Below are 20,666 nucleotides of genomic sequence, written 5' to 3' on the forward strand. Positions count from 1 at the left end.
GGTAATTGGTAATTGGTAATTGGTAATTGGTAATTGGTAATTGGTAATTGGTAATTGGTAATTGGTAATTGGTAATTGGTAATTGGTAATTGGTAATTGGTGATTGGGAAAAATACAAATAACTTCCCCAGTCCCCAGTCCCCAGTCCCCAGTCCCCAGTCCCCAGTCCCCAGTCACTAACTTTCTGGTTCGCAGTCAGGAACACCTTCTCTAAATACCCGACTAGCGAGAATATCAACCGCTTCAATGGTAATTAAATCTTGTTTATTTAATTTTTTGCCACTACTCAATAAACGATTAGCTTGACGCAAACGCGCCCTGTCTATAGCATTTCTCACACTACGAGCATTAGCAAAATGGGGCATATTCTTCCGTCTAATTAAATATTCACGGAAAGCTGTTTCTGCTTCTGAACTAAAACAATAGTTCTGATTTTTGACTATAGATTGAGCGATAATCATCAAATTATCAACACTATAATCATTAAACTCAATGTGTAACCCAATCCGGGAATTCATTCCTGGATTACTATGAAAAAAATGCTCCATTTGAGTTTTATAACCAGCAAGAATGACAACTAAATCATCTCGCTGATTTTCCATTACCTGCATCAAAATTTCAATGGCTTCTAAACCGAAATCTCCGGGATGATCAGGACGATATAAAGTATAAGCTTCATCAATTAACAAAACACCACCCATTGCATTATTTAACACTTCTCTGGTTTTGGGTGCGGTTTGTCCAATACCTTGCCCAACTAAATCATCTCTCGTGACTAAAATTACGCTTTCTTTGCGGATGTATTCTAAACGATAGAGAATTTCCGCCATCCGCATAGCTACAGTAGTTTTACCCATGCCTGGATTGCCTAAAAAGGTCATGTGTAAACTAGGCGCACCGGCATCTAAACCCAGACTTTTACGGATACGGTCAACCAACAACAAGGCCGCCATTTCTTTAATCTTGGTTTTGACGGAATTTAAACCGACTAATTCCTGATCTAATTTATCAAGAATGTCTTGTACTTGAGATTCCCGGAAAGCAGTCTCTAAATCAATTTCTCTTTCTTCAGTAAGGTTATTGTTGATTGCGGTTTTTTCTAATACCTGTTCACTCATGACTATCACCTCTGATCATGACTTTTGATAATGACTTTGATGATAGCGTCAAGTTGGGAAATATAAAAGAATGTAATTCTAATACCTCTTATATATATTTCTTTATTATCAATTTCTGAATTTAGTCATAGAGAAAAAATATAGGTAATTGGTAAAATTTCACCGGGTTTTCAATCTCTGTCCCTAAACGTAGGAAAATTGTGAGAGTATGACTTATTCTCCAGTCTTAAATTTTATTTAGGTTGTTCTCAACATGAATATTCAATTGACAAAACGGTTATTAGCGTTAGTGCTTGTTGTTTTTTTAGCTTTGTTATTACCAGAAATTACTATAGCTTCTGCTGATAGTTCATCTAGTTCATCTATTTCTCCTCAAGTCATTTTCACTGCATTTAGCGAAAATACTAAAGATACTATTACTGTTTCCGAAAATGATTTAACTCCCCAGGAACGTCAAAAACTGCAAGCTGTCCGTCAAAGACGCAACAAGGAAATTCTGGTAGTTTTAGATGTTGAACAACAGAAACAACTTGCCTATCATTTACATCATGGTAGTAACCTTAACGAAGCAATAGAAGCGGTTAATTTAAGCTCAGAGCAAAGGGATTTAATTAATGCAATTATGGATTTTACTAATTTGAAATTGCAGGGAATTTTTTCCCATCATGCTTTACTTGACCGTCGTCAATAAGTTTATAGCAATTCCCTTGAATTTAGTAAAGTAAAATATTTAGATACCCCTTATTCAGCAGTTCCCCGACTTCTTTTATTTCAGGACTTACGCAAAAAATAACGAAAGTAGAACACCGATTGATTAATCGTAAGGGCGAAGCATTCGGACAGGTCTAATGGTTTCAGCGATAGGTTATCACCCGAATGCTTCGCCCCTACAAGGTAAAGGGTTTTAGCTATTTTGACTTGTACTGAGCGACTTGTACTGAGCGACTTGTACTGAGCGCAGTCGAAGTAAGTCGAAGTAAGCCGAAGTGCTTTCAAAAAGTGCAAGCTTTTATGAGGTGGCAACTGAAAAACCTTGCACTTAATTCCTACTTAAAGAAAAAATAGTTCCTATCCAACTCTTGAAACTGTCACCGTGGCGTAGCATCTGTCACTGGTCCTTCACAGATAACTTTTTCAGCAAACCCTAACTAACCAGTAACTTCAGCCATTTCAATCACACGGCCTTCATAGTCCTTCACCAAAAAATTCAAAGGTTTTTGATTGCGAATTTTAAACTTCAAACCCCGCACTTCCACCCGCATTAAAATCAACTCCAAACAATCACGGTCAAAACAAACATGACGCTGTTGATTTTTAGTTCCTAAACTCGCACCAGTAATAATGTGCAGTTGAGTATTTTTCTTTAATTGATACCATAGTCCATCACTGCCATTAGTCATGGTTTTATTAGACCAACTGGGACTAGAAGACATATAAAGCGGATCAATCCCCGTTGCACCAATAGTTTGTTCGTAGTTGTAATAATAGTGCAAAGGTACTTCCGCAGCGGGCAAATCTAGCAAACCTTCATAGAGTTGTCGGGCAATTTCCAAATCTGACACCATCACAGTATAAACTTTTGGGGCGCTGGTAAGAAACATCCACATTGCACCAGCATAAGCCGCCAACAGCATAATCATAATGCCTTGGGTAGAGAAAAGGCTATCCAAAGGCAAGGAAGGTAAGAAAGAAGCTAAAGTCAAGGAACTATGCAATATAGGTATCAAATTAGCTGCTATAACCATGAATAAATGAAGATTGTATAAAGGAGCGGCTTTTAGTATCGTCAATAAAGACTAGCATATAGCCATTTTTTTAGTTTATCTCAGGAATAGGCGACTGGGGACTGGGGACTGGGGACTGGGGACTGGGGACTGGGGACTGGGGACTAGGAATCAATCCAAAAATTACGCAAAATATCTATCTCTCAAACCCTTAGTTCTCTGTGTTCTCTGTAGCTCTGTGGTTAGTTTATTCTATGGCTTGCGTGTAAGTCCTACAATTTCATTTTTCCCAATCACCAATCACCAATCACCAATTACCCATGACTGTTTACTAACCTTGACTATGTATATTTTAACAACCATTTACTAAAACGCTTGTGCAAATACCATCCTTTCCTGAAGCTAACCATCCGCTGGTGAAGTCGCTGTTTCATCACAGTGATCAAGAACTGCTGACTTTGTTGAGGCGCTATCCTGATCATGGCAAATACTTTACTGCTATTTTTTGCCGTTATAGCCCTATAGTCTATACTTTGATTCAACATTCGGCGCGATCGCCTGTCCAGGCAGATTATCTATTTGCGCTGACTTGGCGACATATATATTATGAACTCGGTGGACTATATTTAACTAACCCAGAAACAGGGGAAGAAGTATTAACTCTGCAAAACTGGTTAATCAACATTACAGCTTTTTGTATTAATGAAATGAAACTACCACCAACGGAGGCTATTCATTATTCACTTAAAGACACGTCACCCCCGTTATGGTGTTATATAGAACAGGCATTAGATCAAGTACCGCCATTATTGCGCTTGATTGTCTTAATGGCGCAAACTTTCCATTGGAGTGAAACTCGCATTTCTGCTTACTTACAAGCTGAAGGTGAAAAAATTTCTCCTCAACAAGTAGCCAATTTGCTTCAAGAAGGTTATCGTATGCTAGAAGACAAATTACCAGCTGATATTCACGCTATTTACTTAGATGAAGATACTGCTTAAAGCTGAAGATGCTATCCGTCGTCGCTTGGGTATAGCTCGTAATCATCAGGATTTTCACAATCAGATTTTTGCACTTAATAATCATTGATAATTTATCGCCCGAATGCTGATGCTTCCAGCACGCTTCGCAAATGCCCGTACAGGAGTCAGGATAAAAATGACTAATAACTAATAACTAATAACTAATAACTAATAACTAATAACTAATTCAAAAACACTGATCCATTTGATTCAATTCTCATTGCACTTCTATCCTGGTTGACATCAGTTGTTTCTTTTAATGTCACTTCTAAAATTCCTGTTTCTTCACCAGGTTTAGGTGTCACCATCAAAAGTCCTCGATCTTGTCTTTGAAATGTCACTGTGACAGGTGTATTCAAACCGCGAAGGGTGACATCTGATTTACCTGCTAATGTACGTGGTTCTGTATCACCAATTACTTGATAAGTTATATCTGCCCTTGTATCATTAATTAATTGGATATTTGCTTTACCATTTGCTAAATCAATTCTGGTGCTGGGTTCTTGTCTTTGTTCTGGTGCAGGTGGTTGTAACACCCTACCGGAAATGGGAGGAGTTGGTTGTTGTTGCGTATCACTTCCCGGTATATACCCCCGCTGGTAAAGATTATAAGGCGGTTCATTAAAAATACTAGGATTGGGATTAAGTGGTGATGGTGCTTCACCTCCAACACCTAAACCTCTTTGGTAAGGTAATGGGATAACAGGAATTGGTATTATCCCTAGTTGCATGAGTCTGAGAGTTAAAGCATTAGGGGGACATCCTGCGGGAACTAATACCCTATAATTATGTGGTTCTTCGTAGAAAATACCCGGACAAGGATTCACTTTAGAAGTCGGTTTTGGTGACATTTGTTGTGCCATTCCAACTTGAGGAATAACTGATAAACCAATCAGTAAACTACCACAAACAGTCCCAACTAATTGAGTATTTTGGGCAAAATTCATTCCTCTTACTCCTGTAATTTGATTTGAGATTTTGGATTTTGGATTTTAGATTGTAGATTTTAGATTGTAGATTTTAGATTGTAGATTTTAGATTTATATCCCCTCTTCCCTCTACCACTTTCACCAATTACCCATCACCAATTACCCATCACCAATTACCTAATTAACCTTCTTCCCAAAGTTGGCGAATTTTATCAGGCAACCAGATGGAAATTTCTTGAATTATTTCTGGTGATAATTCGTCTTTTGTGGCAGAAAATACAGCTTTAATTACTTGTTCTACTTCTACATTTGGTGGCATTCCACCTTCATTTGCAATTCTAAATAAAAAGCGATCGCTATCAATTCCTTTAAACATTCCTATCGGTTGTAAAGGTGGACGTATGCGGCTTAAAAATGCCACAATTGGATTTGTATCATGCCATAAATCAGCAATTTCTAATTGCAGGGATTTATCTTTAGTTATTTCTGCTGGTTCATGCAGTTCTACTTCTACTCTGTCAGCAGTTTCAGTATTCATTAAATCCCGCATTACCCGAAATACAACTTCTGTTAAATCTCTTGCATCAAAAATATCTGTCACCCCACTTTTAACCATCACCTTTTCTAAAAAAGGTAGATTTTTATCAGCAATAGCAACTGCTGGTTTTCCATTTGATACTTTTGGTTTATTATCTTCTAATTTCTCTAATAGTTTCTGACCTTTTTCCGTCATTTCTGCTTTTTTGAAAGTAATCAAATGTGGTAATGGTCCATCCGGTGCGCCCAGAGTATTAGCAATTCGCAAATCAAATTCCTGGGGATGAATTAAATCAGGAACATCTTCTTGAGTTGCGTAAGCATTACCTGTAAACTCAGCATTGATATAATGCTTTTGATTTAAATAATCTAAATGTCCTAAAAAGTCAGCAATTGTGATTCTATGTCCAGGAAAATCATCTTGATTAAAATGTATTTCGTGCATTCCCTGACCAGTTGCGTTGATTTTTTTGAGTAAATTGTAAGTGACATCTTCTCTGATATAAATTGGCATTTAATCCTCCTATATTCTATATAGAACCAATTTTTAATCAATATTAATAGACATTCCAATCTATTAATGAAATCAAAATTCAAAATTTAATTAGTGATGTGTACGGATTTTTGTTCAAAATTCAAATATTATTCCTATAGATATAGCGTTTCCCAGTCTCATGAGGTACACTCTAATTTATTTACTGTTCTCAATTCTCAATTCTCAATTCTCAATTCCCAATTCCCTAACATAAAAAACTTTGTACCTCACTAGCTTGGTAAATGCTATTCTCATATTAAATTATGCAACTAGCTTTCTTCATCTATCACAAGAAACAAATGTTGCATAAATAAGTAACTCAACCGTAAAAAATGTCATACCTAATATCCAGATCCCCGACTTCTACCGACTCTTGAGGGCAACCACAGGGGGTTTGCCCCTACTGAATTATATTTAATACTCCAGAGAGATGGGTAAAGTGACAATAAAAGTAGTACCTTTACCAACAACACTTTCCACTTGAATTTGTCCTTGATGATGTTCCACAATAGCTTGAGTGATCGCTAAACCCAAACCTGAACCAGTGCTATTTTCCCTTATTTCCCGACTTTGATGAGAACGCGCTGGATCTACACGATAAAATCTATCAAACAATCGTGGTAAAGACTCACTAGGAATACCAATTCCCGTATCACTGATTTTAATTTGTAAACAAGTAAAACCATAACGCATTCCCGCAACTCGCCCTAACTCGACCTGTACCTTTCCTTGAGTTGGAGTATATTGCAAAGCATTACCAATTAAATTTGTAAATAACCTTACCAGTTCATCCCAGTTACCCATCACAGTAAACCAATTTTCCTGTAATTCTGGGTCAATTTCCCCTGGCGGATCAACTAAATTCAAAGTTAGATAAATTTCCTTGTCTGTAGCTAAAAGTTGTTGTTCTTCCACCACTTCTATTAACAAAGCATCCACAGGACAAGGTGAAAATAAAACTGCACCAATACCACTATCTTGTCGTGCAAGAAATAATAAATCATTCACCAACCTACCCAAACGCTGAGTTAATCTTTCTACTAATTTTAACTGTTGACGATAATGAGAAATACTACTAGATTCTAAGTCTAAATCAGCCAACGCCACTTGTACATTAGTTTGAATTAAAGCGATCGGACTTCTGAGTTCATGGGAAGCATCAGCTGTAAATTGTTTTAACCGTTGGTAAGACTCCCCCACAGGTTCCATCGCTTTACCAGACAAAAACCAACCACTAGCAGCTACCGAAAGCACCATCAACCCAGTACCCAAACCCAAATCAAAAATTAACTGACGACTGGGTTTAGTCACTTCAAACCAAGGATGACTCACACGCAGATAACCTAAAACCTGTCTTCCCACCTCTACCCGATGGGTAACTTGTCGCAATAACAGTTCTGAGTCTCCCCATCCCCCCATCCCCACTAGACGCACAGTTTCACCCGTATTACTATGAATAGGAATATTTAAAGCTTCGGAAAAAGTTGACCACCGTAATTCACCAGTGGGACTAAACCATTCTAGGTCAATATGATCATCTTCCGCTGTATCAGCATTATTCCGAAAACTCGCTTCTACATTGACACGGAGTTCATCAGGTTGTACATTAACGGGTTCAATGACTAAAGAACGCTCTACCACTTCCACCACATGATTTAGGGTATCATCAATTCTTTCTATCAGAGTGCTGCGGACATATAAATATACCCCAGTGGCAAACAAGAGTAGTAAGATAGCAGTAACAGCAGTGTACCAAAGAGCAAGACGGCGACGAGTAGCTTGAAACATTACACTAGGGAATAGGGAATAGGGAATAGGGAATAGAACAGTTTGTTTTCGTCCAACTTACAACTTCTATATTTCCCCATTTTTAAATATCTCTTAACCAAAAATTAATATATTAGTTAGATTAATTAACTACTACATCTAAATATGGTTTGCTGAATAAACCTAAAACCTTGATATATCAAAGGTTAGAGGCTGATAAACACAGAAATTAGTGCAAGGGTTTTGAAGGGTATACCGGAAAAAGTGTGCATTTTTTGGGATTTCAAGAGATGGCAAAGAAATTTTCCAATCTCCTCCTGACTCCTGACTCCTGACTCCTGACTCCTATGCCCTCACGGAAAGACTTTCTCAGCAACCCCTAAATATTAACTCTTACCTCTTACCTCGTGCCTTCTGCGTGACATCTACTAGCCCGTAATTAATTATGCCAAAATCTAAAAAGACTGCCCCTAGCATTAACCTGAATGATTCAAAATACTATATCAACCGCGAATTAAGCTGGTTAGAGTTTAATAGTAGAGTATTACACGAGGCTTGTGATCAACGCACCCCACTACTGGAACGGTTGAAATTTTTGGCTATTTTTAGTTCTAACTTAGATGAGTTCTTTATGGTGCGAGTTGCAGCCTTAAAGCAACAGGTAGACGCTAAAGTAAACTCCTTAACTCCTGATGGACGGACACCCGAACAACAACTAGATGAAATTAGGTTGCACCTGAACCCGTTGGTGAAAAAACAGAACGAACAATTTGAACAAGTTTTACAACCGCTGTTAGCCAATCATGGTATTCATATTCTGAAATATATAGAAATGAATGAAAAACAGCGAAATTATTTAGATAACTACTTTAAAGAACAAATCTTTCCCGTACTGACTCCTTTAGCAGTTGATCCTAGTCATCCTTTTCCCTACATTTCTAATCTCAGCTTAAATTTAGCTGTGGTGGTGAAAAACCCAGAAACAGAAGAAGAATTTTTTGCCAGAGTTAAAGTTCCTAATGTTTTACCGCGATTTATACCTTTACCATCAGAGTTAGGAATTGACAACAACGGAAAAACCGCTAACTGGATCGGTGTACCATTGGAACAGGCGATCGCTCACAATCTAGAACATCTGTTTCCAGGGATGAATATTCAGGAATATCACCCCTTCCGCATTACACGGGATGCTGATCTAGAACTCGAAGAAGACGAAGCCGATGATTTATTATTAGCTATTGAACAAGAATTGCGTAAACGTCGTATGGGGGGAACACCAGTTAGGCTAGAAATTCAATCCCAAACACCAGAAGTTTTACGTTCTCGGTTATTGCAAGATTTGGAATTAAGCGAAAATGACGTTTATGCCGTAGATGGTCTATTGGGACTACGAGACTTGATGTATTTTATGGCTTTACCATTGCCAGAACTGAAAGATCCCCCACGTCAGTCCGTTGTTCCTTCCCGCTTGCAACGCCTCAGAGAACCCAGTATAGACCCAGATGTATTAGACGTAGAAGAAGGAAAAGATTTTTTTGCTGTAATTCGGGAAAAAGACTTACTGGTACATCATCCCTATCAATCATTTTCCGGCACAGTGGAGCGTTTTATTACCCACGCTGCCTGGGACCCTCAAGTATTAGCTATCAAAATGACGCTTTACCGGACTTCCGGGGATTCACCTATTGTTAATGCTTTAATTGCCGCCGCAGAAAATGGTAAACAAGTTTCTGTATTAGTAGAATTAAAAGCTCGGTTTGATGAGGAAAATAATATTTACTGGGCTAGACGTTTAGAAAGAGTTGGTGTTCACGTTGTTTATGGTTTAGTCGGTCTAAAAACCCATAGCAAAATTGTCATGGTAGTGCGCCGAGAAAAAGATCGGATGCGTCGTTATGTACATATTGGGACAGGAAATTACAACCCAAAAACAGCACGACTATATACAGATTTGGGTTTGTTGAGTTGTCGGGAAGAATTGGGCGCTGATTTAACAGATGTGTTTAACTTCTTAACAGGATATTCTCGCCAAAAAACCTATCGAGAAATATTAGTTGCACCTGTGAATATGCGCGATCGCTTTCTCGAACTAATTAACCGAGAAATGGAAAATGTCCAAAATGGATTTTCCGGGCGCATTGTTGCTAAAATGAATTCCCTCGTCGATCCGGAAATTATTACTGCCCTATACAATGCTTCCCGTGCTGGCGTACAAATTGATTTGATAGTCCGGGGTATATGTTGCTTGCGTCCAGGACTCAAAGACATCAGTGAAAATATTCGCATTATCAGCATTATCGGTCGCTTTTTAGAACACTCCCGCATTTTTTACTTCTACAACAATAATCAAGAAGAAATATATATCGGCAGTGCTGACTGGATGCGTCGTAATTTAGATCGTCGAGTCGAAGTTATCACACCTATTAGAGATCCAGAAATTGCTAAAGATTTGCAAGAAATTCTGGGAATTATGTTAGCAGATAATCGTCAAGCTTGGGATTTACAAGCTGATGGTACTTATATCCAAAGACGACCCTATGATGATTCTCAAGAAGCTAATTCTCAAAAAATTCTCATGTCTATGGCTTTACGTTCTACACACACCACATAAACAGGGACTGGTGACTGGGGACTGGGGACTGGGGACTGGGGACTGGGGACTGGGGACTGGGGAAATGAAGAGGACAAGGAGCTTTCTAGCAGGGAGCAAGGGGGAAAATACCTCTCCCCTGCACCCCGCCCCCTGCCCCTCACAGGGGTAGGTTTTTAATATTATCTGTTGAGGCAGGACTAGGAAGACAAGGAGGGAAAGTAGACAAGGAAGATTTTCTCCGCACAATAGTCTTTTTGTTACCAAGATAATATGATTTTGTACGGTTTTCCTCCCTTGTCCACTGTCCTTCCTTGTCCCCCAAGTCTTGCCCTCACGACAATGTAAAATACCTACCCTTGTGAGGACCCCCGCCCCCCCCTGCTTCTTCTGCCTCCTGACTCCTGCCTCAAAACTTCATCATTTCTTTATACACAAACACCCGTTATTCATCCGTAGGATAGAGTTAAGACAGGCACTTACTCCCATACACTATAGATACTCTTGTATATAATTTTCAGTTTCCGGGAATGGTAATGTTGTCCTGTGAGTCTTTTTCCTTGCGCGTTCTATTGGTTGATGATCATGAACTAACTCGTTTAACCCTACAGTTCGCTTTTTCTGCTCAAGAGAATATGCAAGTTGTAGGTTTAGCTAGTAATGGTCAAGAAGCTATAGAAATGGTCAAAAGTTCCCACCCTGACGTAATTGTGCTAGATTTACATATGCCAGTTATGGATGGTTGGCGTGCTTCCGGTTATATTAAATCTATATCTCCAAATACTCAAATCCTGGCTTATTCATCAATAGATGATGCACACTTGCAACAAACAAAGGCAATGCCCAGTTTTGATGAAGTTTGCAAAAAAGATGTACCCACAACAGAACTCATCGCTTTGGTTAGACAACTAGGCCAGCGTGCTATCAACAATTCAGTGATGGGTTAGTGAAGATTTTTTTAGGAAAATCAAGATTGTCGGCTGTACCGGAAAATTACGGTTGCCGACGTATATTTTGATTTTGCTTATTTTAGATTATTTAGGGTTTGCTGAATAAACCTAAAACCTTGATATATCAAAGGTTAGAGACTGATAAACACAGAAATTAGTGCAAGGGTTTTGAAGGGTATACCGGAAAAAGTGTGCATTTTTTGGGATTTCAAGAGATGGCAAAGAAATTTTCAAATCTCCTCCTGACTCCTGACTCCTGACTCCTGACTCCTGACTCCTATGCCCTCACGGAAAGACTTTCTCAGCAACCCCTAATTAGTTTCTGATTCGGGAATATTGCGTCTAAATTCATCAATTAAATCATCTAATTCTTCTAAAGCTTGATTTACATCAACTCTCAAAGTGCCTAAATTTGGTTGTTCCAGAAGACTCAGCAAGTATTCACGTTTACTTTGAACTGAGGCAATTCGTTCTTTAAGTGTTTGTAGATCCATTGTTTTATTCCTATTTTACCTATTCTTCATTAAACTTAACGCAAAATCGGCTAAAGCTGATCAATCAAGAATAGATCCCTGACTTCTCAAAGAAGTCGTGGATCTGGGTAAGATGTTAAGAAATGATCAACATTTCAAATCATGCTGGGCAAAATTTCTTTGGGAACACTCGGTTTAACCTTGGGTAGCATATTAACCATTGTCGGTTTCGTCGCTTATGCTGCTGATAACGCGACTCTCAACTTGGTGGGCTTTTTTTATGGCTTTCCTCTCTTGCTGGGAGGTTTAGCACTCAAAGCTAATGAACTCAAGCCCATACCCTTTAGCCAACCTACCACAGAATCAGTATTAGCACTCAGAAAACAACAAGCTACTGTAACTCAAAATAAAATCCGCACTGACATAACTAGATTTTGCTACGGACAAGAAGCTCATTTAGACCGGGCGTTGACATACTTAGGTTTGAATCCTAACGATGAAGAACGTCCAGTAGTGACTGGTTTAAGAGAAATAGAAGTTAACGGTGCTTATTCCTTGATTTTAGAATTTGATTCGCCTTTTATTCCTCTTGATATTTGGCTACAAAAACATGAGAAAATGACTAAATACTTTGCGCCTAATGTTGAGGTGAAAATTACACAACCTGATGAAGATAGAATTGAACTAGAATTAATTACTACTCAAAATTAATGGGTAATGGGTAATGGGTAATGGGTAATGGGTAATTCGTAATTGGTAATTGGTAATTGGGAAAAATAAAATGATTACCCAGTCACCAGTCACCAGTCACCAGTCACCAGTCACCAGTCACCAGTCACCAGTCACCAGTCACCAGTCACCAGTCACCAGTCACCAGTCACCAGTCACTTTTCTAATCTCACAGCATACCACTGTAAATATTTTCCTGGTCCTACATCTAATTCACAACTGGTATCAATTAAATATTGTGCTTGTTCTGTGACAGAATCAAATTTCTGGATATCAGGAGTTAAGTCATCAAAAGCCAGTTGTTTTAAAGTATTTTCCAGCTTTTCTAGTAATTCTGATTTCGTCAAAAATTGTTCTTCTTGGTTAGTTTCGAGAACAACAAAATTGTCCTCTTCATACATTAATGGATGTGGCATTTATGAATTTATTTGCTAAATAAAGGTTAATTAAATTGTGTGTCAGGAGTCACCAGTCACCAATCACCTATGATGGATAAACTGGTAAAGTAAAATGAAACCATGCACCACCATGAGGATTTGCATCTACCCAAATTTGACCATAATGCGCTCTAATAATACGTTGACATAAAGCCAGACCAATGCCATAACCATCTGTTCCTTCATCTCGTTGCAGACGGAAATGATTTTCAAAGATGCGATCGCGGTTTTCTGGGGGAATACCAGGACCTGTATCACCAATACTAAACTGTACTTTTTGAGTGGTGCGGTGTAGTCCGGCTAAACTAATCATGCCTCCTTCGGGTGTATATTTAATAGCATTATCCAATAAATTTACTAAAACTTGACGGATACGCTCAGGATCGGCATATACATAAGGTAAATCTTTGGGGATATCTGTTTCTATTTTTTGAGCTTTGCTAATATAGCGATCGCGTAATTCTTCCAATACTTCATAACTAAGTTTTCCTAATTCTACTTTTTGTGGTATGATATTAAATTCTTTATCATTTCCCCTTCCCACTTGTAACAAGTCAGCTATCATCCGGTCAATGATTCGTGTTTGATTACGGGCTTGTTTTAAAAAATGTTCAGCCATAGCTGGTTTTAAACGGTGAAATGCTCCCTTTTCAGAATTGTAGTTATTTTGAAGCGTTTCTATAGCTATAGCAGCAGCAGTTAAAGGATTACGGAGGTCATGGGCTAACATTGCCATTACCCGGTCTTTAAATTGTAACTGTTCTTGCAGTTTCTCTTTTTCCTGCTTCAAGTTAAAAATTTCATCTGAAAGCTTGATCAACTCCGCAGAAACAGCAACAGAATGTATGGTAGATGTGGGTAATGTTGCCCGCACATTCTCATCTTTGAGTTCTTGTAAGTCTTCCTGTAACTTTAAGAAAGCGTCTACAGCAACTTGCCAGCGAGGCCACCAGTTTTTTAATTGGGTTATAATATTGCTTCCCGCCAGAGTCTGTTGAGGTTCTGGATGAATTTTAATTAAAGCCGGCGTTGCTACTAATTTAAAATGTTCCGCTAGATACGGTTGTTGGCCGACATCAATAATTTGTAGTTCAAAACTATACTCTGTTTCTAATTCTCTTAAATAAGAGCGTATGCGCTGTACCTGTTGTCGGGACTTTGGTCGTCCATCGACAAAAAGCAACAGCTGGAGTGGAGCCTCAGAATAGATAGGCTGATCCTGGGAAACTTGCATGTAATCTTGTTTCAGCACTGGTAACAACCTGGCGACGCTTTACAGAAAGTAAAATAAACTGACGGTTGTCGATGGTCGTTGTTTTCTTCCAATTTAATATCTATTTTAAATTTTTCATACACCCATCAGATTGGCATTTTTGACATGAGAAAAATCTTTGTGGGACTTTCACTGTCTTTGACGCTGGGTTTTACTCCCAGTTTTGCCTTAGCTCTGGAATATAAGTCTCAGTTAGACCTGAGTCAAAGTGTTGATTCAGTAGCAGGAGAAAATATATTTTATACCAAAGCTATGCAGCTAGTACAACAGCAGATTTATTTAATTGCTCGACTTGAGCAAGCACTGAGCAGTTCAGACCCCAACAGAATGAGATCCGTGAGGGGGCAATTAACTGTTTATACCCATTCTGTAGAAACTTTTCTCAAACGTCAGTACCCAAGTCCGAAAACTTTGTGTACCGCAAAAGGAGATTTGTCTCAACAGTCTGATTTAACTGTGCAACACGGGCATTTTTCGAGTTTTACCTGATTCAGCCTACCGTCGTCGGCCGAATACCCTCCAAAATCGATTACAACCAAGTGTTATTGAGCGTTATCCTTTTCCCTCTGTAGGTGAGGGTAAGGGAGATTTTACTCCTAGTTTAGCATTGAAAATGATTGACGATAACTTCCAGTTATTCCCTCAAGGAATAGATTATGGTTTTATCGTTAATATAGGTGATGTACCTTTAGAAAAATTGGATGGTAGACTACAAACTCTTGATCTATCAACGCGGGACTTTTTTCTCAACTACCAACCACCGAGAGAGTTAAAAGCCTTACAGGTAGATAGAAGGCGGTTTATTACAGGTAAAAATCAAAATTGGCAACAGTCGCAAATTTATTTGAGTGGTGCTAAAGCGGAAGTAAATAAAACTTATTTAGTGCGATCGCTCCAATTTCAACTCCCAGAAATCATCTCAGAACGTCAACCCGTACGCCGTTAAAATAGCCGTATCAGGCAACAATTAACAGAAGTGCCTAGTAGTGATACTATCATAGCCTTTCGTGCCGTGCGTCGCCGTCCTGATGGCAGCTACACTATTCTTTGGCGAGTTCTCAACCAGTTACCCGCACCGCAAATAAATGATTTAGAAAAATATGTGATTGGTGATTGGTGATTGGTGATTGGTGATTGGGGACTGGGGACTGGTGATTGGTGATTAGGTTATTTATCTCCCTGTTCCCTGTTCCCTGTTCCCTGAAATGCTAATGTAGAAATTGATAATAAATATCTATTTGTGATTTCCTGTGGTGCTTTATAAAAATCCTGTTATCTTTTTCAGTATAGCTGTTTTACTTTCTACCTTAACAGCCTGTGCTAATGGTCCTACTGCCAAAAATTTAGAACAGTCTTTAGCAGCAGATCCTAGACTGCAAACAAATACTGCGGTTTTTGGTGAAAACAAGAATCCAGAAATATCAACTGCACCTAAAGTTGAATTACCTGCTGACTTTCCTCAAGAAATTCCTATTTATCCCAATGCTAAGTTAGCAGAAATTCAACCTGCAAATAATAATTCAGATAATTCAGATAATTCAGATAATTCAACAAATTCAGAAAATCAAACTGAAAATAGAATTGTAACTCGTTGGCAAAGTGCAGATCCTAGTAATATGATTGCCAACTTTTACAGCAGTGAGTTTAAAAATCAGAATTGGCAAATTTTACAACAACCACAAGACGATACAGAAGGAACTTTTGAAGTCAAGCGGAATGATTTATTATTGAAAGTAGCAATTAACCCAAAAACCGTTACAAATCCAACACCAAATCAACCACAAACAGCTACAGAATTAACAATTGAATATACATCTAATAAGAGTAATAGTGTAACTGCAAATTCTGGGACAAATTCTGGGACAAATTCTCAACCAGGAGATTCGCAATTTATTGGACCAGTTTCACCAGGGGTTGATGTTTCTAATCAACCAACAAATACAGAAATTACAGCAATTGAAAATTCACAACCTCAAGAATTTACTGATTTGAATAAAGTACCACCAGAATGGCGGAAACAGATTGAAGATTTAGGTAGGTTAGGAGTTTTATCAATTGCATCAAACCCCAATAACAGCAATTCTAATGCTACAAATGCTCAACAATTTGCACCTGATAAAATCATCACTCGCAGAGAATTTGCTCGTTGGTTAGTAACTGCAAATAATGTCATGTATGCTAATAATCCTGCGAAAAAAATCCGTTTATCGTCCACAAATACACAACCAGTCTTTAGAGATGTTTTACCTAAAGATCCTGATTTTCCAACTATTCAAGGATTAGCAGAAGCGGGATTAATTCCTAGTATTTTATCAGGAGATACAACCGCAGTTTTATTTCGTCCTGATGCACCTTTAACCAGAGAAAATTTATTAATGTGGAAAGTTCCTTTAGATACCCGTCAAGCTTTACCGAATGCTAATTTGGAAGCTGTGAAACAAACTTGGGGTTTTCAGGATACAGAAAAAATTGATCCTAAAGCATTAAGAGCAATTTTAGCTGACTTTCAAAATGCAGAACAATCAAATATTAGGAGAGTTTTTGGATATACTACTCTTTTTCAACCGAAAAAAGCTGTAACTCGTGGGGAAGCTGCTGCTGCCATATCTTATTTTGGTTTGCAAAGTGAGGGGATGTCAACTACTGAAGCTTTGAAGTTGAAAGGGGAGTAAATTGTCAGAGTGAGGATTTTTGGGATTTGGGTATGTACAGGATTGATTTATTTGTCTGAATCATGATGTCCGGGATTTGAGGATTTATGGCTAACGCCACGCTTCGCTATCAGGATGAGATTTAGGAAGATAGAAAACTGTTATTTTATAATTAAGGAGTGATAATTTTTGATAAAATAAGATATTGAATTATTATTTCTAGGGTAATCTTAATTAAGAACACATACACAAAAACCATGAATCAGCTTTTAGAACAAGCATTCGCTTTAGTATCACAGCTACCAGAACAAGAACAAAATGAAATTGCTCAAATAATTTTTCAAAAAATAGTTCAGAATCAACAATTACTGCAACCCAAATATATGGATAAAAATATAGATTTTATGCAATTTGCTGGTATTGCTAATTCAGAAGAATCTATATTGTTACAGCAGCTTGAACATGAGATTGAAGAACAAAGATTACTAGACTCATCAAGGGAAATTGAATTGTGAAAAAAGTGATGTTAGATACTAATATCATCTCATATTTTTTGCGAGGTGAAACACAAGTAGTTCAAAAACTTCGGGAATATCAAAAAGTTGACTTAAAAAATAATCTAAAGTTTAATTCCTAGTTATTCAAATTCCTTCTGGTTGGCAAATTTTTAGATTGTCAGAATCAGGATTTACAGGATTTGAGGATTTACAGGATGTTATTGTGAGAGATGTTCCAGGTTTAACTATAGGTCTAATTCCAATAATGTTTGATCATATCTACCAGTTAATAACCAGTATATTGGTGCTATTAAACCAAATGGTTTCCATATTTTAGGATTTTTAATACCTTGATATCTACCTTGACAATTTGCTTGTGAAGTATCTCCTATCATCCCAAATGCAGAATAAGCAAAATAAGCAACTGCACAATTCCAATTATTACTCCAAATTTGTAAGGCTAATTTTGTATGAGGAAATTTCAGATCCACAAATTGATGCAGATTATTTTTGTAAGGATATACTTCAGGTAGATCAAAATGAGAAAACATTACTGCTATGCGATATTGAGGTTTATCATTTTGATAGATTTTTAAATTTAATATCCTTTCTAATACTGTGAGACTGTGAGCTATTTCAATATCATTTATAGCTGTAGATTTAACCACTGCCTAATACTGGTACTTATTCTGGCATAAGATGGTGGTGAGTGGTGGTTTATTCAGTAATTGGGCGGACAATCTTGTTAGAATCTTTAATGCCAACCCACATCCTGTAAATCCTGAAATCCTGGATATCCTGATTCAGACAAAAAATCAAACTTCCATAAACTGCGGAGATTTGATTTCCGCATCCTCACCAAAATGCTTATCTACCAAAATAGCAACTTGTGAAGGTTGAACTTTAGTATACCGGGTTTTATCTGGCATGACTAAATTAGGTCCAGCCTTACAATTTTTCATGCAACCAGTACCTTTAAGATCAACTGTATCCTGTAAACCGCGATCGCTCAACTCAGACTCCAACACCTGACACAACGCTTTACCACCGCGTTTCATGCAATCAGATTTTTGACACATTAAGATAGTTTGCTTTTTCGCTCGTTTGGGTTTACTCGTTTCCGGTGCTAAAGACACTCTTTCCATATTTAAATTAGGCGCAATTATTTCTACTTGAGAGCGCCCAGCCATTACCCGTTCAGCTTTTAACGTGACTTCCTCTTTTTTAGCGTCATACTTTTTAGTACCTACCACCTGTAACCAAGTACCACGAGGTAAACGCAAATCAAAAGCTACTCGTAAATGCTTGGCTAACTTTACATAACATTCACCGTCAGAAGTCGCTAATAATAAACCTTTTAACTTATAACCATCTTTAATCACAAAATCTAAAAATCTACCTTCTAGGCAAAATTCTGATACTTCTACATCAGTATAGATACTCATCTTTCGTTCACCCAAGATTAACTAAATACAAAGCAGATAAAAGGAAAACAGAAAATAATTACAAATTACAAGGCTTGATAACGCAAACGCAAACAATCTTTTAAATGACAAATTAAATCTTGACGAGAAGCTTTAACTTGTCTCACCACACTCCAAACTTGGATAGCTATTTGTGGGTTAGTAATTTCTACCTGCAATGGTTGGTTACTCTGACAATGACAAGGAATATCTAATTCATTTAAGCGTTGATAAACTTGCCAACGTTCTGACCAACTCACATCAATAACGTGCTGTGTTCCTAATTGTGAATTATGTGAATTAGAGAATTTCAAGTGAATTACCCTCAAAGTGCAACAAAATGGCAGTAAATAAAACAGAATAACCCCCTGTGACTGGGAGTTTATTGGACTTGAGCCTTATCAACCAGAATAGCGTAAGTGCAAATTATTGTCATTAAATTTGCAAAAAATTTTCATAAAACTTGAACCACCACACCCCGAAGGGTGTTATGCACAATGTGTAAATAAAGTCAAGGATATTAGCAAACAAACAGAGATGAAATTAATAGTTAACACCAGACATAAAAGGAAAACGAATACTTGCAGCGATAAAAATTAGAAATTCTGTCATATTTAGCAGACTGGCATGAAAATTTTTTAATGTTAAGATATAACAAAAAGCAGTAGTTGAAAAAAACAACTGCTACAAAGCGAGGAGAACCATGTCTGATACTCAAACTTTGATTCAAAATTTTGGTCAAGTATATGACAACCCTGTATTACTAGATCGCAGTGTCACCGAACCAGTAATTGAAGGATTCAATATTGCATTAGCTAGTTTTCAAGCACTTTACATACAGTACCAGAAACATCATTTTGTAGTTGAAGGTGCAGAATTTTATTCACTGCATGAGTTTTTTAAGGAAAGTTACGAGGAAGTACAAGATCACATCCATGAAATTGGTGAACGTTTAAATGGTTTGGGTGGTGTTCCCGTAGCTTCTTTTACTAAATTAGCTGAATTATGCTGTTTTGAACCAGAAGCAGATGGTACATTTTCTTGCCGGAAGATGATAGAAAATGACCTAGTAGCAGAACAAGCAATGATTAGCTTAATTCGCCGTTTAGCCTCTCAGGCAGAGAGTTTGGGAGATCGGGGGACAAGATATCTCTATGAACAAATCCTGCTAAAAACAGAAGAAAGAGCTTATCATTTAGCACATTTTTTAGCTAAGGATAGTTTAACATTAGGTTTTGTTCAAAGAACCACAAACTAAATTTAACCTCATCTTAAATTTCTGCATTTATATAGATGCAGAATTTAGTAGAGTAGATTAGAACCGAAAATAAAAAATTGGCAGCTAGGTAAAACCACAGATGAGTTACCTATCTGTCATTTTTTGTATTTATCAGTGCAATTATTATTAATTATATAAAATGCAAATATTTGTCATTTGCTGATCAAGCAGGACTTACGGAAAACAGAAAGGAGGTAGGGGTAATTCATGAATTACCCCTACGAATAAAACATCACTAAAAATTGTTAAAAATCATATTTAACAGTTATTGAAAATAAATTTCAGGAAAATTTATCAACTCAGAAGCTATAAATTCTCAAAAATAATCTGAAAAATAGGATCATCATAAAATGAACATTCATCCTCAAAGCAAATATTCAGGAAAAAATCTCACAATAGCTGCAAACTATTTAGGACTTACGCAGAAGTTATGGAAGAATGAACCGCAGAGGCGCAGAGGACGCAGAGAATGAGAGTTTGAGAGGTATTTTGGGTGAGTCTTGAGTTTCTTCCTTTGCGTCTTTGCTTATTTGCGTCTACCCTGCGGGATCTCCTGACGGAGATTGCGCGAAACACAATATCTGGAAAAGAGAATTGTTCAGTTATTCTTTTACATCTGCGTTTATCTGCGTGTATCTGCGTTAAATTACTCAAGATAACCGAAAAATTAGGCTACACTGTTAAAAAATCTA

24 protein-coding genes are annotated in these 20,666 nt (G+C 37.6%); 12 read left to right on the forward strand and 12 right to left on the reverse strand.

The window, feature by feature from the left end; translation table 11 throughout:
- Positions 1-176 precede the first annotated feature (176 nt).
- Positions 177-1,118 (reverse strand): AAA family ATPase, encoded by a 942-nt coding sequence (locus H6F47_RS18435; protein WP_096570212.1) that lies wholly within the window; start codon positions 1,116-1,118, stop codon positions 177-179.
- A 253-nt stretch (positions 1,119-1,371) separates the two neighbouring features.
- Here H6F47_RS18435 and H6F47_RS18440 point away from each other — a divergent pair, with 253 nt between their 5' ends.
- A complete protein-coding gene (locus H6F47_RS18440) occupies positions 1,372-1,809 on the forward strand; it encodes a hypothetical protein (protein ID WP_096570213.1) in 438 nt (145 codons plus the stop codon).
- Between the two features lie 457 nt (positions 1,810-2,266).
- Here H6F47_RS18440 and H6F47_RS18445 read toward each other — a convergent pair whose 3' ends face one another.
- Positions 2,267-2,863, reverse strand: coding sequence for a glyoxalase-like domain protein (locus H6F47_RS18445; RefSeq protein WP_190346492.1), 597 nt, complete (start codon positions 2,861-2,863; stop codon positions 2,267-2,269).
- A gap of 356 nt (positions 2,864-3,219) precedes the next feature.
- Here H6F47_RS18445 and H6F47_RS18450 point away from each other — a divergent pair, with 356 nt between their 5' ends.
- Complete coding sequence (locus H6F47_RS18450; protein ID WP_096570217.1) at positions 3,220-3,843, forward strand: RNA polymerase subunit sigma-70; 624 nt, start codon at positions 3,220-3,222, stop codon at positions 3,841-3,843.
- Positions 3,844-4,046: 203 nt separating this feature from the next.
- On the opposite strand, the gene H6F47_RS18455 is transcribed toward H6F47_RS18450, so the two are convergent.
- The 3 genes from H6F47_RS18455 to H6F47_RS18465 form a co-directional block, all read right to left on the reverse strand.
- The gene (locus H6F47_RS18455) at positions 4,047-4,811 is read right to left on the reverse strand and encodes a hypothetical protein (RefSeq protein WP_190346493.1); all 765 of its coding nucleotides are present in this window, start codon (positions 4,809-4,811) and stop codon (positions 4,047-4,049) included.
- 163 nt (positions 4,812-4,974) lie between these two features.
- On the reverse strand, positions 4,975-5,445 hold the full coding sequence (locus tag H6F47_RS28920; protein ID WP_307722546.1) for a DUF2267 domain-containing protein: 471 nt from the start codon (positions 5,443-5,445) through the stop codon (positions 4,975-4,977).
- Positions 5,446-6,279: 834 nt separating this feature from the next.
- On the reverse strand, positions 6,280-7,653 hold the full coding sequence (locus tag H6F47_RS18465; RefSeq protein ID WP_190650414.1) for an ATP-binding protein: 1,374 nt from the start codon (positions 7,651-7,653) through the stop codon (positions 6,280-6,282).
- Between the two features lie 424 nt (positions 7,654-8,077).
- Between H6F47_RS18465 and ppk1 the strand changes: the two genes are divergently transcribed.
- On the forward strand, positions 8,078-10,243 hold the full coding sequence (ppk1, locus tag H6F47_RS18470) for a polyphosphate kinase 1 (RefSeq protein ID WP_137667378.1): 2,166 nt from the start codon (positions 8,078-8,080) through the stop codon (positions 10,241-10,243).
- Here ppk1 and H6F47_RS28580 read toward each other — a convergent pair.
- Complete coding sequence (locus H6F47_RS28580; protein WP_277877162.1) at positions 10,195-10,320, reverse strand: hypothetical protein; 126 nt, start codon at positions 10,318-10,320, stop codon at positions 10,195-10,197. The genes ppk1 and H6F47_RS28580 overlap by 49 nt on opposite strands.
- A gap of 432 nt (positions 10,321-10,752) precedes the next feature.
- Between H6F47_RS28580 and H6F47_RS18475 the strand changes: the two genes are divergently transcribed.
- Entirely contained in the window at positions 10,753-11,169 is a 417-nt protein-coding gene (locus H6F47_RS18475) for a response regulator transcription factor (RefSeq protein WP_242027434.1), read from the forward strand.
- 314 nt (positions 11,170-11,483) lie between these two features.
- On the opposite strand, the gene H6F47_RS18480 is transcribed toward H6F47_RS18475, so the two are convergent.
- Positions 11,484-11,666 carry a hypothetical protein gene (locus tag H6F47_RS18480; protein ID WP_096570227.1) on the reverse strand — a complete coding sequence of 61 codons (183 nt, stop codon included), beginning with the start codon at positions 11,664-11,666 and terminating at the stop codon, positions 11,484-11,486.
- A 141-nt stretch (positions 11,667-11,807) separates the two neighbouring features.
- Here H6F47_RS18480 and H6F47_RS18485 point away from each other — a divergent pair, with 141 nt between their 5' ends.
- Entirely contained in the window at positions 11,808-12,356 is a 549-nt protein-coding gene (locus H6F47_RS18485; protein ID WP_096570229.1) for a DUF2854 domain-containing protein, read from the forward strand.
- Positions 12,357-12,405: 49 nt separating this feature from the next.
- Positions 12,406-12,627, forward strand: a complete 222-nt coding sequence (locus tag H6F47_RS18490) for a hypothetical protein (protein ID WP_190650416.1) — start codon at positions 12,406-12,408, stop codon at positions 12,625-12,627.
- On the opposite strand, the gene H6F47_RS18495 is transcribed toward H6F47_RS18490, so the two are convergent.
- Both H6F47_RS18495 and H6F47_RS18500 read right to left on the reverse strand, forming a co-directional pair.
- Positions 12,530-12,790, reverse strand: coding sequence for a chlororespiratory reduction protein 7 (locus H6F47_RS18495; RefSeq protein ID WP_096570233.1), 261 nt, complete (start codon positions 12,788-12,790; stop codon positions 12,530-12,532). The two genes, H6F47_RS18490 and H6F47_RS18495, sit on opposite strands and share 98 nt — an antisense overlap.
- Positions 12,791-12,857: 67 nt before the next feature.
- A complete protein-coding gene (locus H6F47_RS18500) occupies positions 12,858-14,063 on the reverse strand; it encodes a histidine kinase (protein ID WP_190346494.1) in 1,206 nt (401 codons plus the stop codon).
- A 126-nt stretch (positions 14,064-14,189) separates the two neighbouring features.
- Between H6F47_RS18500 and H6F47_RS28050 the strand changes: the two genes are divergently transcribed.
- The 5 genes from H6F47_RS28050 to H6F47_RS18515 all read left to right on the forward strand — a co-directional run bounded on the left by H6F47_RS28050 (position 14,190) and on the right by H6F47_RS18515 (position 17,250).
- On the forward strand, positions 14,190-14,573 hold the full coding sequence (locus H6F47_RS28050; RefSeq protein ID WP_242027435.1) for a hypothetical protein: 384 nt from the start codon (positions 14,190-14,192) through the stop codon (positions 14,571-14,573).
- 124 nt (positions 14,574-14,697) lie between these two features.
- Positions 14,698-15,030: a hypothetical protein gene (locus H6F47_RS28055; RefSeq protein WP_242027436.1), complete on the forward strand. Its 333-nt coding sequence runs from the start codon at positions 14,698-14,700 to the stop codon at positions 15,028-15,030.
- A gap of 30 nt (positions 15,031-15,060) precedes the next feature.
- Positions 15,061-15,204, forward strand: coding sequence for a hypothetical protein (locus H6F47_RS28060; RefSeq protein ID WP_242027437.1), 144 nt, complete (start codon positions 15,061-15,063; stop codon positions 15,202-15,204).
- Positions 15,205-15,334: 130 nt separating this feature from the next.
- Positions 15,335-16,756 carry an S-layer homology domain-containing protein gene (locus tag H6F47_RS18510; protein WP_190650418.1) on the forward strand — a complete coding sequence of 474 codons (1,422 nt, stop codon included), beginning with the start codon at positions 15,335-15,337 and terminating at the stop codon, positions 16,754-16,756.
- A 236-nt stretch (positions 16,757-16,992) separates the two neighbouring features.
- Positions 16,993-17,250, forward strand: a complete 258-nt coding sequence (locus H6F47_RS18515) for a hypothetical protein (protein ID WP_137667381.1) — start codon at positions 16,993-16,995, stop codon at positions 17,248-17,250.
- Positions 17,251-17,477: 227 nt separating this feature from the next.
- On the opposite strand, the gene H6F47_RS18520 is transcribed toward H6F47_RS18515, so the two are convergent.
- From H6F47_RS18520 to H6F47_RS18530, 3 genes are all read right to left on the reverse strand, one after another.
- A complete protein-coding gene (locus H6F47_RS18520) occupies positions 17,478-17,900 on the reverse strand; it encodes a hypothetical protein (RefSeq protein ID WP_190346496.1) in 423 nt (140 codons plus the stop codon).
- 147 nt (positions 17,901-18,047) lie between these two features.
- Positions 18,048-18,677 carry a (2Fe-2S) ferredoxin domain-containing protein gene (locus H6F47_RS18525; RefSeq protein WP_190650420.1) on the reverse strand — a complete coding sequence of 210 codons (630 nt, stop codon included), beginning with the start codon at positions 18,675-18,677 and terminating at the stop codon, positions 18,048-18,050.
- A gap of 65 nt (positions 18,678-18,742) precedes the next feature.
- Positions 18,743-19,009 carry an Asr1405/Asl0597 family protein gene (locus H6F47_RS18530; RefSeq protein WP_096570245.1) on the reverse strand — a complete coding sequence of 89 codons (267 nt, stop codon included), beginning with the start codon at positions 19,007-19,009 and terminating at the stop codon, positions 18,743-18,745.
- Between the two features lie 389 nt (positions 19,010-19,398).
- Between H6F47_RS18530 and H6F47_RS18535 the strand changes: the two genes are divergently transcribed.
- The gene (locus H6F47_RS18535; RefSeq protein WP_096570248.1) at positions 19,399-19,953 is read left to right on the forward strand and encodes a Dps family protein; all 555 of its coding nucleotides are present in this window, start codon (positions 19,399-19,401) and stop codon (positions 19,951-19,953) included.
- The last annotated feature ends 713 nt before the right edge of the window (positions 19,954-20,666 follow it).

The organism is Sphaerospermopsis sp. FACHB-1094 (genome assembly GCF_014696195.1).
Classification (GTDB): domain Bacteria; phylum Cyanobacteriota; class Cyanobacteriia; order Cyanobacteriales; family Nostocaceae; genus Sphaerospermopsis; species Sphaerospermopsis kisseleviana.

Coding starts and splice junctions, on each gene's coding strand:
- ppk1 (WP_137667378.1), top strand. CDS start 8,078: ATGCCAAAATCTAAAAAGACTGCCCCTAGCATTAACCTGAATGATTCA.
- H6F47_RS18480 (WP_096570227.1), bottom strand. CDS start 11,666: ATGGATCTACAAACACTTAAAGAACGAATTGCCTCAGTTCAAAGTAAA.
- H6F47_RS18435 (WP_096570212.1), bottom strand. CDS start 1,118: ATGAGTGAACAGGTATTAGAAAAAACCGCAATCAACAATAACCTTACT.
- H6F47_RS18535 (WP_096570248.1), top strand. CDS start 19,399: ATGTCTGATACTCAAACTTTGATTCAAAATTTTGGTCAAGTATATGAC.
- H6F47_RS18445 (WP_190346492.1), bottom strand. CDS start 2,863: ATGGTTATAGCAGCTAATTTGATACCTATATTGCATAGTTCCTTGACT.
- H6F47_RS18465 (WP_190650414.1), bottom strand. CDS start 7,653: ATGTTTCAAGCTACTCGTCGCCGTCTTGCTCTTTGGTACACTGCTGTT.
- H6F47_RS18495 (WP_096570233.1), bottom strand. CDS start 12,790: ATGCCACATCCATTAATGTATGAAGAGGACAATTTTGTTGTTCTCGAA.
- H6F47_RS18440 (WP_096570213.1), top strand. CDS start 1,372: ATGAATATTCAATTGACAAAACGGTTATTAGCGTTAGTGCTTGTTGTT.
- H6F47_RS18525 (WP_190650420.1), bottom strand. CDS start 18,677: ATGAGTATCTATACTGATGTAGAAGTATCAGAATTTTGCCTAGAAGGT.
- H6F47_RS28050 (WP_242027435.1), top strand. CDS start 14,190: ATGAGAAAAATCTTTGTGGGACTTTCACTGTCTTTGACGCTGGGTTTT.
- H6F47_RS18475 (WP_242027434.1), top strand. CDS start 10,753: ATGGTAATGTTGTCCTGTGAGTCTTTTTCCTTGCGCGTTCTATTGGTT.
- H6F47_RS18515 (WP_137667381.1), top strand. CDS start 16,993: ATGAATCAGCTTTTAGAACAAGCATTCGCTTTAGTATCACAGCTACCA.
- H6F47_RS18455 (WP_190346493.1), bottom strand. CDS start 4,811: ATGAATTTTGCCCAAAATACTCAATTAGTTGGGACTGTTTGTGGTAGT.
- H6F47_RS18485 (WP_096570229.1), top strand. CDS start 11,808: ATGCTGGGCAAAATTTCTTTGGGAACACTCGGTTTAACCTTGGGTAGC.
- H6F47_RS28055 (WP_242027436.1), top strand. CDS start 14,698: ATGATTGACGATAACTTCCAGTTATTCCCTCAAGGAATAGATTATGGT.